Genomic DNA, 13,930 nt, shown 5'->3' with positions numbered 1-13,930 from the left:
GCCCAGGCGGCGCCCGGACCTGCCTCCGTCGGCTCAGGCCACCGACCCGATCCGCCCCGCCGGCTTGTGCGCGCCGTCATGGTGGATCGGCGTGTGCGCGCCGGTGAGCGAGACACCGCTGCCGCCACGCCGGTTGGCAACGATCTCCGCGGCGATGGACAGGGCGGTCTCCTCGGGCGTACGGGCGCCGAGGTCCAGGCCGATGGGCGACCTCAGCCGCGCCAGCTCAAGGTCGGTGACGCCGACTTCGCGCAGCCGGGCGTTGCGGTCCTCATGGGTGCGGCGCGAGCCCATCGCGCCGACGTAGGCGACGGGCAGCCGCAGCGCGAGGCGCAGCAGCGGTACGTCGAACTTGGCGTCGTGGGTCAGCACGCACAGCACGGTGCGGGCGTCGACGCCGGTGGTCTCGAGGTAGCGGTGCGGCCACTCGACGACGATCTCGTCGGCGTCGGGGAAGCGCGCGGCCGTCGCGAAGACGGGGCGCGCGTCGCACACGGTGACGTGGTAGCCGAGGAACTTGCCGATGCGTACGAGCGCCGAGGCGAAGTCGATCGCACCGAAGACGATCATGCGGGGCGGCGGCACGCTCGACTCGACGAGGACCGTCAGCGGCGATCCGCACCGTGACCCGTCCTCGCCGATCTCCACGGTCGCGGTGCGCCCCGCGTCGAGCAGGGCGCGGGCCTCCCCGGCGACCGTGCGGTCCAGCTCCGGATGTCCGCCCAGGCCGCCCTCGTACCCGTCCTCGTACTCAGCCCCGTAGTCGCCGGAAGGTCGAACCTCGTCCAAAGGACGTACGAGAAGGGCGCGGCCCAGCAGCTCGGCCGGCCCGGCGGTGACGCGGGCGACCGCCGCCGCGCGCCCCGAGGAGGCGGCGGCGAGGGCGGCGGCGAGCACTGGTCGCGACGGGGTGTCCGCGCGGACCGGGGTGACGAGGATGTCGATGACGCCGCCGCAGGTCAGACCCACGGCGAAGGCGTCCTCGTCGCTGTAGCCGAAGCGTTCGAGGACGGTCTCGCCGTCCTCCAGCGCCTGCCTGCACAGTTCGTAGACGGCGCCCTCCACACAGCCGCCGGAGACCGAGCCGATGGCCGTGCCGGACGCGTCGACGGCGAGTGCGGCGCCGGGCTGCCGGGGCGCGCTGCCGCCGACCGCCACGACCGTGGCGACGGCGAAGTCACGTCCCTGCCCGATCCACCGGTGCAGCTCGTCGGCGATGTCCAGCATGTCGGCCTCCTCAAGGCTCTACGGGTGTGCGGAGGGCCCGGCGCCTCAGTGGACGCCCAGCCATCCTTCGATGGGGTTGAGGGCGAAGTAGACGAGGAAGACCAGCGTCAGGCCCCACATGAAGGCGCCGATCTCCCTTGCCTTCCCCTGGGCGATCTTGATGGCGACCCAGGCGATGACGCCCGCCGCGACACCGGTGGTGATGGTGTACGTGAAGGGCATGAGGACGACGGTCAGGAAGACCGGGATGGCGGTGGCCCGGTCGGCCCAGTCGACGTGCCGGGCGTTCATCATCATCATCGCTCCGATGACGACGAGCGCGGCGGAGGCGACCTCCTGGGGCACGATCGCGGTGATCGGCGTGAAGAAGAGGCAGGCCGCGAAGAACAGGCCGGTGACGACCGAGGCGAGGCCGGTGCGGGCGCCTTCCCCGACGCCGGTCGCGGACTCGACGAAGACGGTCTGGCCGGAGCCGCCCGCCACGCCGCCGATGGCGCCGCCGGCGCCGTCGATGAACAGTGCCTTGGACAGGCCCGGCATGCGGCCCTTGTCGTCGGCGAGGTTGGCCTCGGTGCCGACGCCGATGATGGTGGCCATCGCGTCGAAGAACCCGGCGAGCACCAGCGTGAAGACGATCATGCCGACCGTCATCGCGCCGACCTCGCCCCAGCCGCCGAACTCGACGTCGCCGAAGAGCGAGAAGTCGGGCGAGGAGACCGCGCTGCCGTGCAGCTCGGGGGCGCCGTTGGCCCACTGCTTGGGGTCGATGACATCCAGGGCGTTGAGGATGAGGGCGACCACCGTGCCGGTGATGATGCCGATCAGGATCGCGCCGGGGGTGTTGCGCGCCTGGAGCATGAAGATGAGGAGCAGGGTGCCCGCGAAGAGCAGGACGGGCCAGCCCGAGAGCTCGCCGGCCGGGCCGAGCGAGAGCGGGGTCGCCTTGCCGGGGTGGACGAAGCCGCCCTTGACCAGGCCGATCATGGCGATGAACAGGCCGATGCCCATGGTGATGCCATGTTTGAGGGCGAGCGGGATCGCATTCATGATCATTTCGCGGAGCCCGGTGACCACAAGGAGCATGATCACGACGCCGTACATCACGCACATGCCCATGGCCTGCGGCCACGTCATCTCGGGTGCGACCTGTGAGGCGATGACTCCGGACACGGAGAGTCCGGCGGCCAGGGCCAGCGGCACCTTGCCGACGAAGCCCATCAGGAGGGTGGTGGCCGCGGCGGCGAGCGCCGTCGCGGTGACCAGTGCCTGATGGCTCATGGTGTTGCCCGCCGCATCCTTGCCGGACAGGAGCACGGGGTTGAGCAGGACGATGTACGCCATCGCCATGAAGGTGGTGATTCCGCCGCGCACCTCGCGCGCGACCGTGGATCCTCTCCGGGATATGTGAAAGTACCGGTCGAGCCAAGACCCGCTTCCGGGACGCGTGCCACTCCCAAGGTTCACAGGGGCACCCGCGAAAGTTTGCGGGATTTGGGATGGTGCGTTGGCTGCACGACCCGGGGGACGGCCCGAGACGAACGACATCTCCCTCATGACGGACATCACGAGGGACGACGGCATCTCCCTCGTCACGACGGGGAGTTGGGTTCCGAGCGGTGTGGGCGGCGGGAAGTGTGACGTTCCTGGGAGGCACACACCGCTCGGAGGCTCTGCGTGATCCGGACGGATCAGGTACCGGTGAGGTGTTCGGGCCGTACCGGCGTCTTGGTGAGCTCAAGACCCGTCGCGTTCCTGATGGCCGCGAGGACCGCCGGGGTGGACGAGAGGGTCGGGGCCTCGCCGATCCCGCGTACTCCGTAGGGAGCGTTGGGGTCGGCCAGTTCGAGGTAGTCGACCGGGATGGTCGGCGTGTCGAGGAGGGTCGGGATCAGGTAGTCCGTGAAGGAAGGGTTCTTCACCTTCGCGGTCTTCGGGTCGACGATGATCTCCTCCATCACCGCCACGCCCAGGCCCTGGGTGGTGCCACCCTGGATCTGGCCGATGACGGAGAGCGGGTTGATCGCCTTGCCGACGTCCTGCGCGCAGGCCAGCTCGATGACCTTGACCAGGCCGAGCTCGGTGTCGACCTCCACCACCGCGCGGTGCGCGGCGAACGCGTACTGGACGTGGCCGTTGCCCTGGCCGGTGACGAGGTCGAAGGGCTGGGTGGGGCGGTGGCGCCACTCCTCCTCGATCTCCACGGCCTCGTCCTCCAGGACGTCCACCAGGGAGGCGAGGGCCTCGCCGCCGTCGGTGACGACCTTGCCGCCCTCCAGGAGGAGTTCGGCACTCGCCCACGCCGGGTGGTACGAGCCGAACTTGCGCCGGCCGATCTCCAGGACCTTCTCGCGGACGATCGAGCAGGAGTTCTTGATGGCGCCGCCGGTCATGTACGTCTGGCGGCCCGCGGAGGTCGAACCGGCCGAGCCCACCTGGGTGTCGGCGGGGTGGATGGTGACCTGCTGGACGCCCAGCTCGGTACGGGCGATCTGCGCGTGGATGGTGACGCCGCCCTGGCCGACCTCCGCCGCGGCGGTGTGCACCGTGGCGACGGCCTCGCCGTTGATGACCTCAAGACGGATCTTGGCGGTCGAGTAGTCGTCGAAGCCCTCGGAGAAGCCGACGTTCTTGATGCCGACCGCGTAGCCGACACCGCGGACGACGCCCTCGCCGTGCGTGGTGTTGGACAGACCGCCGGGCAACGCGCGGACGTCGGCGCCCTCGCTGGACTCCCACTGGCGCTCGGGCGGCATCGGGCGGGCCTTGACGCGGCGCAGCAGTTCGGCGACCGGCGCGGGCGAGTCGACCGGCTGGCCGGTCGGCATGATCGTGCCCTGCTCCATGGCGTTCTTCTGCCGGAACTCCACCGGGTCCATGCCGAGCTTCGCGGCCAGCTTGTCCATCTGCGCCTCGTAGGCGAAGCACGCCTGGACCGCGCCGAAGCCGCGCATGGCGCCGCAGGGCGGGTTGTTGGTGTAGAGGCCGATCGCCTCGATCTCGACGTCGTCGACGACGTACGGGCCGACCGAGAGGGACGCGGCGTTGCCCACGACCGACGGTGTGGACGACATGTAGGCGCCGCCGTCCAGGACGATCTTGCACTTCATGTGCGTGAGCTTGCCGTCCTTGGTGGCACCGTGCTCGTAGTAGAGCTTCGCCGGGTGCCGGTGGACGTGGCCGAAGAAGGACTCGTAGCGGTTGTAGACCATCTTCACCGGCTTGCCCGTGCGCAGCGCGAGCACGGAGGCGAGGATCTGCATCGAGATGTCCTCGCGGCCGCCGAACGCGCCGCCGACGCCGGCCATCGTCATCCGCACCTTCTCCTCGGGCAGGCCGAGGCAGGGCGCGATCTGCTTGAGGTCGGAGTGCAGCCACTGGGTGGCGACGTACAGGTCGACGCCGCCGTCCTCGGCGGGGACCGCGAGGCCGGACTCGGGGCCGAGGAAGGCCTGGTCCTGCATGCCGAAGGTGTACTCGCCGGTGACGATGACGTCGGCCTTCTTGGCGGCCTCGGCGGCGTTGCCCCGGATGATCGGCTGGCGGTGCACGATGTTCGGGTGCGTGACGTGGCCGGCGTGGTGGTCGCCGCGGTTCTCGTGGACCAGGATCGCGTCCGGCGCGAGCGCGGAGGCCTCATCGGTGACGAGGGGCAGCTCGCGGTACTCGATCCTGATCTTCGCGGCGGCGCGGCGCGCGGTCTCCGGGTGGTCGGCGGCCACGAGGGCTACCGGCTCACCGTGGTGGCGGACCTTGCCGTAGGCCAGGACGGGGGTGTCCTGGTACTCCATGCCGTAGTTCTTCGCGGCGGGCAGGTCCTCGTGCGTCAGGACGGCGTGGACGCCGGCCATCGCGAGGGCCTCGGAGGTGTCGATGGAGACGATCTCGGCGTGCGCCACGGTGGAGCGCAGGATCTGGCCCCACAGCATGTCCTCGTGCCACATGTCCGAGGAGTAGGCGAACTCGCCGGTGACCTTCAGGGTGCCGTCGGGGCGGAGCGTGGACTCGCCGATGCCGCCCTTGCTCTTGGCGCCCTGGGTGACCTTCGCGGGGATACCGGTCGTACGGGTGTCGGCCATGGCGTCAGGCTCCCTGGCTCGGAGCGGTCTCGGACTGGCGCGCGGCGGCGAGGCGTACCGCGTCCATGATCTTCTCGTAGCCCGTGCAGCGGCACAGGTTGCCCGAGAGCGCCTCGCGGATGTCCGCGTCGGTCGGGCTCGGGTTGCGCTCCAGCATCTCGTCGGCCGCGACGAGCAGACCGGGGGTGCAGAAACCGCACTGGACGGCGCCCGCGTCGATGAACGCCTGCTGGATCGGGGACAGTTCGCCGCCCTCGCCGGTCTGCGAGTCCTGCGGCTTGGCCTGCCACTGCTGGGCGTCCTGGAGCGACGTACCACCGGGGGTGCCGCACGCTCCGGTGCCGCAACCGCCGTGTTCCGCGCGCTGCTTGGCGTAGTCGGCGAGGCCCTCGACGGTGACGACGTCCCGTCCCTCGGCCTGTCCTGCGGCAACCAGACACGAACACACCGGCACGCCGTCCAGACGGACGGTGCAGGAACCGCACTCGCCCTGCTCGCAGGCGTTCTTGGAGCCGGGCAGGCCCATGCGCTCACGCAGCACGTACAGCAGGGACTCGCCCTCCCATACGTCGTCGGCTTCCTGCGGACGGCCGTTGACCGTGAAGTTGACACGCATTACGCGACTCCCTCCGTGCTGCCGCGGCCCGTGCCGCGGTACGACTCCCAGGTCCAGCCCAGCGTGCGGCGGGCCATGATCCCGACGGCGTGGCGGCGGTAGTTCGCCGTGCCCCGTACGTCGTCGATCGGGTTGGCGGCTCCGGAGGCGAGCTCCGCGAACTGCTTGGCGATCGAGGGGGTGATGATCTTCTTGCTGTCCCAGAAGCCGCCCTCTTCGAGAGCCGCGTTCAAGAATTCCTCGGCGGCCTTCGCGCGGATCGGGGTCGGCGCGGCGGAGCCGATGCCGGTCCGCACGGTCCGGGTCTCGGGGTGCAGCGCGATGCCGAACGCGCATACGGCGATGACCATGGCGTTGCGCGTGCCGACCTTGGAGTACTGCTGCGGCCCGTCGGCCTTCTTGATGTGGACGGCCCTGATCAGCTCGTCCTCGGCGAGGGCGTTGCGCTTCACGCCGGTGTAGAAGTCGTCGATCGGGATCAGGCGCGAGCCGCGCACCGACTCCACCTCGACCTCGCAGCCCGCGGCGAGCAGCGCCGGGTGGGCGTCACCGGCCGGGGACGCCGTGCCGAGGTTGCCGCCGACGCCGCCGCGGTTGCGGATCTGCGGCGAGGCGACGGTGTGCGAGGCGAGCGCCAGGCCGGGGAGCTCGCTGCGCAGCTCCTCCATGATCTGGGTGTACGGGACGGAGGCGCCGAGCCGGACCGTCTCCTCGCCCGTCTCCCACTCGCGCAGCTCGGCGACGCGGTTGAGGTCAAGCAGGTACTCGGGACGGCGGTGGTCGAAGTTGATCTCGACCATCACGTCGGTGCCACCCGCAATCGGCACAGCCGTGGGGTGCTCGGCCTTGGCGGCGAGCGCCTCCTCCCAGCTGGCGGGGCGAAGGAAGTCCATGAGGCTCTCTTCTTCGTGTCGAGGGTCGTTCGGTGCGAGGGACGGGACGGAGGCGTTCCGTATCGGCCACTCGGGCCCTTGGTCCCTCGACTGCTCGTTCATCTGCTGTTAACGCGGAGTGGGGCAAGTACACCGCCCGCTGCTCCCATGGGGTCAGTCACCGAAACCATGAAGGAGTTGGCTGGCCAAGCCGCGCGTCTTGTAGATTCGTATGAAGAACGGGTCTCAGTAACCTCGCGGAATCCCCCGGGAAACCACGGGCCCCCGGCGGCACACGGCCCCGGCCCTGACGAGCCCACCTACTTGTAGATGACATTCGAGACAGATCGGCGGCGACGACACCATGCGGCTGCGCGCACTCCTGGACACCGACGCGCTGGGCCTGCGGCTGCTCGGCGGCGAGGACGAGCTGGACCGCACCGTGCGCGGTGTGATGACCACGGACCTGCGGGACCCGAGCCGCTATCTGGCGGGCGGCGAGCTGGTCCTGACCGGCCTCGCCTGGCGCCGCGACGCCTCCGACACCGAGCCGTTCGTCCGCATCCTCGCGAGCGCGGGCGTGGCGGCGCTCGCCGCGGGCGAGGCCGAGCTGGGCGACGTCCCCGCCGACATCGTCGAGGCCTGCGCCCGCCACCGCCTGCCGCTCTTCGCGGTCAACGAATCCGTGGCCTTCGCGACGATCACCGAACACGTCGTACGCCAGGTCTCCGGCGAGCGCGCGGGCGACCTCGCGGCCGTCGTCGACCGGCACCGCCGCCTGATGACCTCGGGCCCGGCGGGCGGCGGCCCGGACGTCGTCCTCGACCTGCTCGGCACCGACCTGGACCTGCGGGCCTGGGTGCTCTCGCCCGCCGGGCGCACCATCGGGTCCGGCGCCGCGGGCACAGCCCTGCCGCCACCGTCTGCGCGCGGCTGGCCGGGGAGCACCTGGCCGCCGCCCGCACCGGGCGGCGCAGGCCGCACCGCGTGGCGGTGGAGGGGGTGACGTACTCGCTGTTCCCCGTTCGGACCAGCGGCCGGGGAGCGGGCGGCGCCTCGCGCGACGTGCGCGAGACGGTGCTCTCCGACTGGGTCCTCGCCGTCGAGGCCGACGCGGGCGACTGGCCCGAGGAGCGGCTCGACCTGCTCCAGGGCGTGACGCAGCTGATCGCGGTGGAGCGGGACCGGCGGGACGCCGCCCGCACCGTGCGGCGCCGCCTGGCCCAGGAGGTCCTTGAGCTGGTGCAGACCGGCGCGGCCCCGGCGGAGATCGCCGCGCGGCTGCGCGTCGCCGCGCCCGTGCTGCTGCCGGGGCTCGGCGCGGCCCCGCACTGGCAGGTCGTGGTGGCCCGCGTCGAGTGGGACGGCGGCGACATCGAGGGCGGCGCGGTGGCCCAGGCCCTCCTCGAGGAGATCCTCGTCGACCCCGGCGCCGCGGGGCCCGAGCCGTCCGACCGGATCGCGGTCGCGCACACCGGCGACGAGGCCATCGCGCTGGTGCCGCTCCCCGCGGTCTCCACCGAGCACGACGGCTCCGAGTCGGGGCTGCTCGCCGACGCCCTCCTGGAGTCGGTCCGCGCCCCGCTCTCGGCGGGCCTCGACGGCGACGGCCGCCTCACGCTCGGCGTCAGCGCCTCCGTCCACTCGGCGGAGGGGCTGCGCGGCGCCCTTGAGGAGGCACGGCACGCCCGCCGTGTCGCCGCCGCCCGTCCCGGCCGGGTCTGCGCGGCCGGGCACCAGGAGCTGGCCTCGCACGTGCTGCTGCTGCCCTTCGTCCCCGACGACGTGCGCCGGGCGTTCACGGCGCGGCTCCTGGACCCGCTGCGGGAGTACGACCAGCGGCACCGGGCCGAGCTGATCCCCACCCTGGAGGCGTTCCTCGACTGCGACGGTTCGTGGACGCGGTGCGCGGCGCGGCTGCACCTGCACGTCAACACGTTGCGCTACCGGGTGGGCCGGATCGAGCAGTTGACGGGCCGTGACCTCTCGCGGCTCGAGGACAAGCTCGACTTCTTCCTCGCCCTGCGGATGAGCTGAGGAAATCCGGGCGGGGCGCCCGGGAGGTCCCGGCGCCCCGAGGCCCTCCGTCGCCCGCCCTTTGTGAATTCTTTCACCCAGCCTCTTGGCCGGACGCCGCCATCCATGCTGAGATTCGCCCACGGCTCAACGCCTCTGTCTCAACGGCTCTGACTCAACAGCTCAATGGCGTGCTCGGGGAGGGCAACGTGGCGCATACCGCCATGTCTGGTACCGGAACGATTGCAGGGAACGATCCACTCCAGACCGCGGTATGGCGGCTGCGCTCGCGCGGCTGCTGGACCGACGCGGCCGCGCTGCTGGCCTCACGGACCGGGCCGACGCCGGCGCTCCAGCGGGCCTCGCTCCTCGTCGAGCGCTGCCTGTTCACCGGGGACGGCTGGGCCGAGGCCGAGGACGGGCTGCGGACCGCGGAGGCGCTGGCCGAGGACGACGACGACCGTGGTGCGGCGGCCTGCGAGCGGGGCCAACTCGCTTACGCCTCCACGGTGTTGGGGGTACGTGACCGGGCCGACGAGGCGCGTACGGCGCTCGGCAGGGCGGCCGCGCTGCTCGCCCCCAACGCTTCGGGGCGGCCACTGCTCGACTTCCGCCGGGGGCTGATCGCCGAGCACCTCGCCGATTCGCCGCAGGCCGCGAAGGCCGCGTACCGGCGGGCGCACGCGGGGGCCACGGCGCGCGACGATTCCCTGCTGCTCTCCTTCACCTGGCGGCACCTGGCCGGACTCGCCCTGCGGGACGGGGAGCTGGCGGAGGCGCGGCACGGCTTCGCCGAATCGCTGCGGATCCGGGAGGAGTTGGGGTACCTCGTGGGGACGGCACCGGCGCTGGCCGCGCTGGCGGGCGCGGAGCCGGAGCCGGAGGCCACGCGGTTGCGGGCCGAGGCCACGCGGTTGTTCCGTCTCCTCGGCGGTGTCCCCGCCTGGCTCTCCCCCCACCTCACGCCTCCGGCACCGGCGGTCTGACCTCGGGTCCCGGCGGCGGTGCGGGCCGGGCGTTGCGTGGCGTGGCGTCCCCGGGGGCGCGGAGGGCTCGGCATGGCCTTGCGTCCTGGGGGCCCGGCCGCGCGGAAGGCTCGGCGTGGCCTTGCGCCCCGGGGGCCCGGGGCCGTTGCGGGCTCGGCGTGGCGTTGTTCGGGGCGGCCTGGCCTCTCGGTCCCGGCGGTGCTGCCGGCTCGGCCCGGCGTTGTCTCCCGGCAGGCCTTTCCCACCCACCCGTTTACCCGGCAGCTTCAAGGCCGCACCCACACAGCACTCTCGAAGCCCCCCTCTAACGGGCGGGTGGGTGGGAGAGGCCCCTGCGGGAGCACACGTGACCGCACCTCACAACCCGGCCCAAGCCCCCGCACAGGCACCCGAAAGCACACGTGACCGCACCTCACCACCCCGCCCAAGCCGCGACGCCCACGCGCCCTCACCCCTCCGCCCCCGCAAAGTGCTCCCCCACCAACCTCCGGACCACCCCGAGATCCTGCGCGACCAACGCCTCCAGCAACGCCATGTGCTCCGCCGCATCCGCCACCAGATCCGCCCGCCGCCCCGAGACGGGCCCACTGACCAGCGGCCACTGCGACCGCCGGTGCAGATCGTCCGCCACCTGGACCAGCTGCTGGTTGCCGGAGAGGGAGAGCACCGCCCCATGGAAGGCGCGGTCGGACTCCGCGTAGCGCGCCAGGTCACCGCAGGCCGCCGCCGTCACGGTCGCCTCGGCCAGCGGCAGCAGCCCGGACCAGCGCGCAGCGGGCACCGTACGGGCGAGCCGCAGCATCACCGGCACCTCGATCAGCGCCCGCACCTCCGCCAGCTCCGCCAGCTCCCGGGCGCCGCGCTCGACGACCCGGAAGCCGCGGTTGGGGACGACCTCCACCGCGCCCTCGATCGCCAGCTGCTGCATCGCCTCCCGCACGGGCGTCGCGGAGACCCCGAAGCGCTCGCCGAGCACCGGCGCCGAGTACACCTGGCCGGGCGTGAGCTCACCGCCCACCAGCGCGCTCCGCAGGGCGTCGAGGATCTGGCCGCGTACGGAGTTGCGCCGTACGACCCCGGTTCCAGCCCCGGGCCCGGCCTGCTGCGGCACCCGGACCCCCCGCACTCCGGCCTGCTCCACGACGTCCACCCGCGTCCACTCGCTCCGACCCGGAGCCCCGCCCCAAAGGTCTGCACTTGAAAGGTACGACAGGCACCATAGGCGGACAGGACCGCGGTTGAAACCTCGATCACGTCGGGTAAGGTAAGGCTAACCTGCAATCGATCGCGATTCGGTGGTCCCCGCATGTCCGTTCCCACCTTGGCCGCGCCCGCCCGGAGCGCCTCCAGCGCCGTCGCGGACTCCTATGCCCGCCTCACCGAGGTGTTTCCCGGACTGCGCGTCATCGAACTCGGCCCCGAGGAGCAGGCCCCACAGGGCGGCGGCTGGGTCAGTGCCGCCCGGCTCGCGGAGGGCGGGGCCGACCTCGACGCGTTCCTCGCGTGGGACGACGCGCAGGTCGTCAAGGACTACGGCACCCGCGCCCGGCCGGACGTCGTCGCGGGCTTCGGCCTGCACCGGTACGCCTGGCCGGCCACGCTGCTGATCACGGTCCCGTGGTTCCTGCACCGCCGCGTCCCGCGCTTCCCGGTGGCGAACGTCTCCTTCCAGCGCGCCCTCGGCCGGATGGCCGTGCGCGCGGACGGCTTCGCCTGCCTGCCGGACGACCCGGCCGCCGCGCTGCCCGGCGCCCGCGTCGTGGCCGACGAAGAGGCGCTGCGCGCGGAGGTACGGGCGGCGGTCGCCGAACACCTGGGCCCGCTCCTGGACGGCTTCGGGCCGAGGATGCGGCGCCGCTCGCGCGCCCTGTGGAGCGTCGCCACGGACGAGATCGTCGAAGGCCTGTGGTACATCGCGCACCTCCTCGGTGAGGAGCGCCGTGCGATGACCGAGCTGGAGCAGCTGCTGCCCGGCGCGACGAAGCCGTACGTGGGCACGGCCGGTTTCCGGGAGCTGACGGGCCCCGACGGTCAGGCGCTGGCGACCCGTGACCGGGCGAGCTGCTGCATGTTCTACACGCTGCGCCCCGAGGACACCTGCGTCACCTGCCCGCGCACCTGCGACGCCGAGCGCGTCGCGCGGCTGAGCGCCGCCGCCACGGCCGGCTGAGCCACTCGCGAATCACTCCAACGCGTCGTTTTCCTCGAATTGATCGAACCCAACGACCGCTCCCCATAAGTCAGTTCGAGCGAAATCGGGTCCTGTGCGCTCCCTCGCACCCCCTTGGCGTTCTCTTGCCCCGAAACCCTCTTGAGTGCCGCTCCGATCGGGTCACTATGGCGCCGAAACGCCCTACCGCGACGCAAGGGACCCCAGATGAGACTGACCGACATATCGCTGGACTGGCTGCTCCCCGGCGGCGTCCTGCTCCTGGGCATGCTGGTGGCGGTGGCCGTGCTCGCGCGCGGCAGGCGAGGCCACGACAAGACGGCGAAGGCGGTCGACGACTCGTGGGAACGCACCGAGGAGCGCCGCAGGCGTAAGGAAGCCATCTACGGCACCGCGTCCTACGTCCTGTTGTTCTGCTGCGCGGCGGTCGCCGCCGCTCTCTCCTTCCACGGCCTGGTCGGCTTCGGCCGGCAGAATCTCAGCCTCTCGGGCGGCTGGGAGTACCTCGTGCCGTTCGGCCTCGACGGCGCGGCGATGTTCTGTTCCGTCCTCGCCGTGCGCGAGGCCAGCCACGGCGACGCTGCGCTCGGCTCGCGGCTGCTCGTGTGGACGTTCGCCGGCGCCGCGGCCTGGTTCAACTGGGTGCACGCTCCCCGGGGGCTCGGCCACGCCGGCGCCCCGCAGTTCTTCGCCGGGATGTCGCTGTCGGCGGCGGTGCTCTTCGACCGCGCGCTGAAGCAGACCCGCCGGGCGGCGCTGCGCGAGCAGGGCCTCGTGCCCCGCCCGCTGCCGCAGATCCGTATCGTGCGCTGGCTGCGCGCGCCCCGCGAGACCTTCGGCGCCTGGTCGCTGATGCTCCTCGAAGGCGTACGCACCCTGGACGAGGCCGTGGAAGAGGTGCGGGAGGACCGCCGCGAGAAGGAGCGCACCCGGCTGCGCAGGCGCGACCAGGAGAAGCTGGACCGCGCCCGGCTGAAGGCGATCAGCCGCGGCCACCGGGGCTACGCCCGCGGCGGCCGTCAGGTGGAGGTGCAGGCCGTCGCCCCGGCCGCGGGGTCCGCGCAGGTCGGCGCGGACCCTGTCATAGCGGCGCAGGAACCGTTGCCGGTACGCACCCGTCCCTCCCTCCAGGCCGTCAAGGCCGACTCCGAGGCCGTCGCCCCCGTCACCGTCGACCTGACGGCGGAGGACGACACCCAGGCCCTGCCCCGGCTCGACTCGCTGGAGCGGAAACTGAAGGACCTTGAGCAGCAGTTCGGCTGAGACCGGGCAGCAGTTCGGCCGAGACGCGGCGGTGGCAGGGCACTGAGCCGGTTCACGCCATGCCGCCGCCGTTCAGTTCGAACCACACCACCTTCCCCACCCCGTGGGCGCGCACGCCCCACGCGTCGGCGAGGGACTGCACGAGGACCAGCCCCCGGCCGTTCGTACCGCTGTCGGCGTCCGGTACGCGCGGCTCGGGGCGGCGTCCCACGAAGTCCCGCACCTCGACGCGCAGGCCGCGCGGGCTCAGGGTCGCGGTGACGATCGCGTCGTGATCGGTGTGCACCAGCGCGTTGGTGACCAGCTCGCTGGTGAGCAGCTCGGCTATGTCGGCCCGGGCCGGTTTCCCCCAGCGTCTGAGGAATTCCCGCAAGGCGCTCCTGACCTCGGACACCGCCGACAGGTCGGACCTCCCCAGTCTGCGCCTGAGCTGGACCCGGTCAGGGCCCGGCTGCGCTCCCTCGGCGAATTCGTCCCGTACGTTCGGTGAAGAGGCCCCGATTCCCCCGGGGCCGCCCCCACGTGACTGCCTCGTCATGACCCCCGCCCACAAAGCGATGACCGTGCCTCCCTGCTCGAACAACCTCACGCAATGCATGCCCCGGCCCAAAGACGGCACTCCTGTCGAATCATCAAACAATGGCGCGGGTGTGTCGGAGCCCTGGGGGGAAGTGAAGCGGTGGACCCCCGCCACCGAGCGTTCC

Annotated in this window: 10 protein-coding genes and 1 pseudogene; 4 read left to right on the top strand and 7 right to left on the bottom strand. The window is 72.1% G+C overall.

Translation table 11 applies throughout. The annotated features are described in order from the left end of the window. Positions 1-33: 33 nt before the first annotated feature. The 5 genes from KKZ08_RS31005 to KKZ08_RS30985 form a co-directional block, all read right to left on the bottom strand. Entirely contained in the window at positions 34-1,227 is a 1,194-nt protein-coding gene (locus KKZ08_RS31005; RefSeq protein ID WP_223777574.1) for an XdhC/CoxI family protein, read from the bottom strand. A 45-nt stretch (positions 1,228-1,272) separates the two neighbouring features. Then, complete coding sequence (locus tag KKZ08_RS31000) at positions 1,273-2,691, bottom strand: NCS2 family permease (RefSeq protein WP_223777573.1); 1,419 nt, start codon at positions 2,689-2,691, stop codon at positions 1,273-1,275. A gap of 224 nt (positions 2,692-2,915) precedes the next feature. Beyond that, the gene (locus KKZ08_RS30995; RefSeq protein WP_223777572.1) at positions 2,916-5,303 is read right to left on the bottom strand and encodes a molybdopterin cofactor-binding domain-containing protein; all 2,388 of its coding nucleotides are present in this window, start codon (positions 5,301-5,303) and stop codon (positions 2,916-2,918) included. 4 nt (positions 5,304-5,307) lie between these two features. After that, on the bottom strand, positions 5,308-5,919 hold the full coding sequence (locus KKZ08_RS30990; protein WP_223777571.1) for a (2Fe-2S)-binding protein: 612 nt from the start codon (positions 5,917-5,919) through the stop codon (positions 5,308-5,310). After that, positions 5,919-6,812 carry a xanthine dehydrogenase family protein subunit M gene (locus KKZ08_RS30985; protein WP_223777570.1) on the bottom strand — a complete coding sequence of 298 codons (894 nt, stop codon included), beginning with the start codon at positions 6,810-6,812 and terminating at the stop codon, positions 5,919-5,921. The genes KKZ08_RS30990 and KKZ08_RS30985 overlap by 1 nt, the downstream gene beginning before the upstream one ends. Before the next feature lie 343 nt (positions 6,813-7,155). Between KKZ08_RS30985 and KKZ08_RS30980 the strand changes: the two are divergent. Next, positions 7,156-8,828: pseudogene (locus KKZ08_RS30980) on the top strand (PucR family transcriptional regulator ligand-binding domain-containing protein). A gap of 203 nt (positions 8,829-9,031) precedes the next feature. After that, positions 9,032-9,793, top strand: coding sequence for a hypothetical protein (locus KKZ08_RS30975; protein ID WP_223777569.1), 762 nt, complete (start codon positions 9,032-9,034; stop codon positions 9,791-9,793). A 448-nt stretch (positions 9,794-10,241) separates the two neighbouring features. On the opposite strand, the gene KKZ08_RS30970 is transcribed toward KKZ08_RS30975, so the two are convergent. Next, complete coding sequence (locus tag KKZ08_RS30970) at positions 10,242-10,934, bottom strand: GntR family transcriptional regulator (RefSeq protein WP_320589573.1); 693 nt, start codon at positions 10,932-10,934, stop codon at positions 10,242-10,244. Positions 10,935-11,099: 165 nt separating this feature from the next. Between KKZ08_RS30970 and KKZ08_RS30965 the strand changes: the two genes are divergently transcribed. Together KKZ08_RS30965 and KKZ08_RS30960 are read left to right on the top strand one after the other, a co-directional pair. Beyond that, on the top strand, positions 11,100-11,963 hold the full coding sequence (locus KKZ08_RS30965) for a (2Fe-2S)-binding protein (RefSeq protein WP_223777568.1): 864 nt from the start codon (positions 11,100-11,102) through the stop codon (positions 11,961-11,963). 207 nt (positions 11,964-12,170) lie between these two features. After that, a complete protein-coding gene (locus KKZ08_RS30960) occupies positions 12,171-13,226 on the top strand; it encodes a DUF2637 domain-containing protein (protein ID WP_223777567.1) in 1,056 nt (351 codons plus the stop codon). Positions 13,227-13,278: 52 nt separating this feature from the next. Here the strand turns inward: KKZ08_RS30960 and KKZ08_RS30955 are convergent, their stop codons facing one another. Then, a complete protein-coding gene (locus KKZ08_RS30955) occupies positions 13,279-13,764 on the bottom strand; it encodes an ATP-binding protein (protein ID WP_223777566.1) in 486 nt (161 codons plus the stop codon). Positions 13,765-13,930: the final 166 nt, after the last annotated feature.

This window comes from Streptomyces sp. 135, assembly GCF_020026305.1.
GTDB lineage: Bacteria > Actinomycetota > Actinomycetes > Streptomycetales > Streptomycetaceae > Streptomyces.
The sequence above is the reverse complement of the archived record's forward strand: the minus strand, read 5'-3'. Positions and strand labels throughout refer to the sequence as shown.

Bases quoted from the DNA above. Each gene is read 5' to 3' on its own strand.
- KKZ08_RS30990 (WP_223777571.1), bottom strand. From the start codon at position 5,919: ATGCGTGTCAACTTCACGGTCAACGGCCGTCCGCAGGAAGCCGACGAC.
- KKZ08_RS30955 (WP_223777566.1), bottom strand. From the start codon at position 13,764: ATGACGAGGCAGTCACGTGGGGGCGGCCCCGGGGGAATCGGGGCCTCT.
- KKZ08_RS30965 (WP_223777568.1), top strand. From the start codon at position 11,100: ATGTCCGTTCCCACCTTGGCCGCGCCCGCCCGGAGCGCCTCCAGCGCC.
- KKZ08_RS31005 (WP_223777574.1), bottom strand. From the start codon at position 1,227: ATGCTGGACATCGCCGACGAGCTGCACCGGTGGATCGGGCAGGGACGT.
- KKZ08_RS30960 (WP_223777567.1), top strand. From the start codon at position 12,171: ATGAGACTGACCGACATATCGCTGGACTGGCTGCTCCCCGGCGGCGTC.
- KKZ08_RS30985 (WP_223777570.1), bottom strand. From the start codon at position 6,812: ATGGACTTCCTTCGCCCCGCCAGCTGGGAGGAGGCGCTCGCCGCCAAG.
- KKZ08_RS30995 (WP_223777572.1), bottom strand. From the start codon at position 5,303: ATGGCCGACACCCGTACGACCGGTATCCCCGCGAAGGTCACCCAGGGC.
- KKZ08_RS30975 (WP_223777569.1), top strand. From the start codon at position 9,032: ATGTCTGGTACCGGAACGATTGCAGGGAACGATCCACTCCAGACCGCG.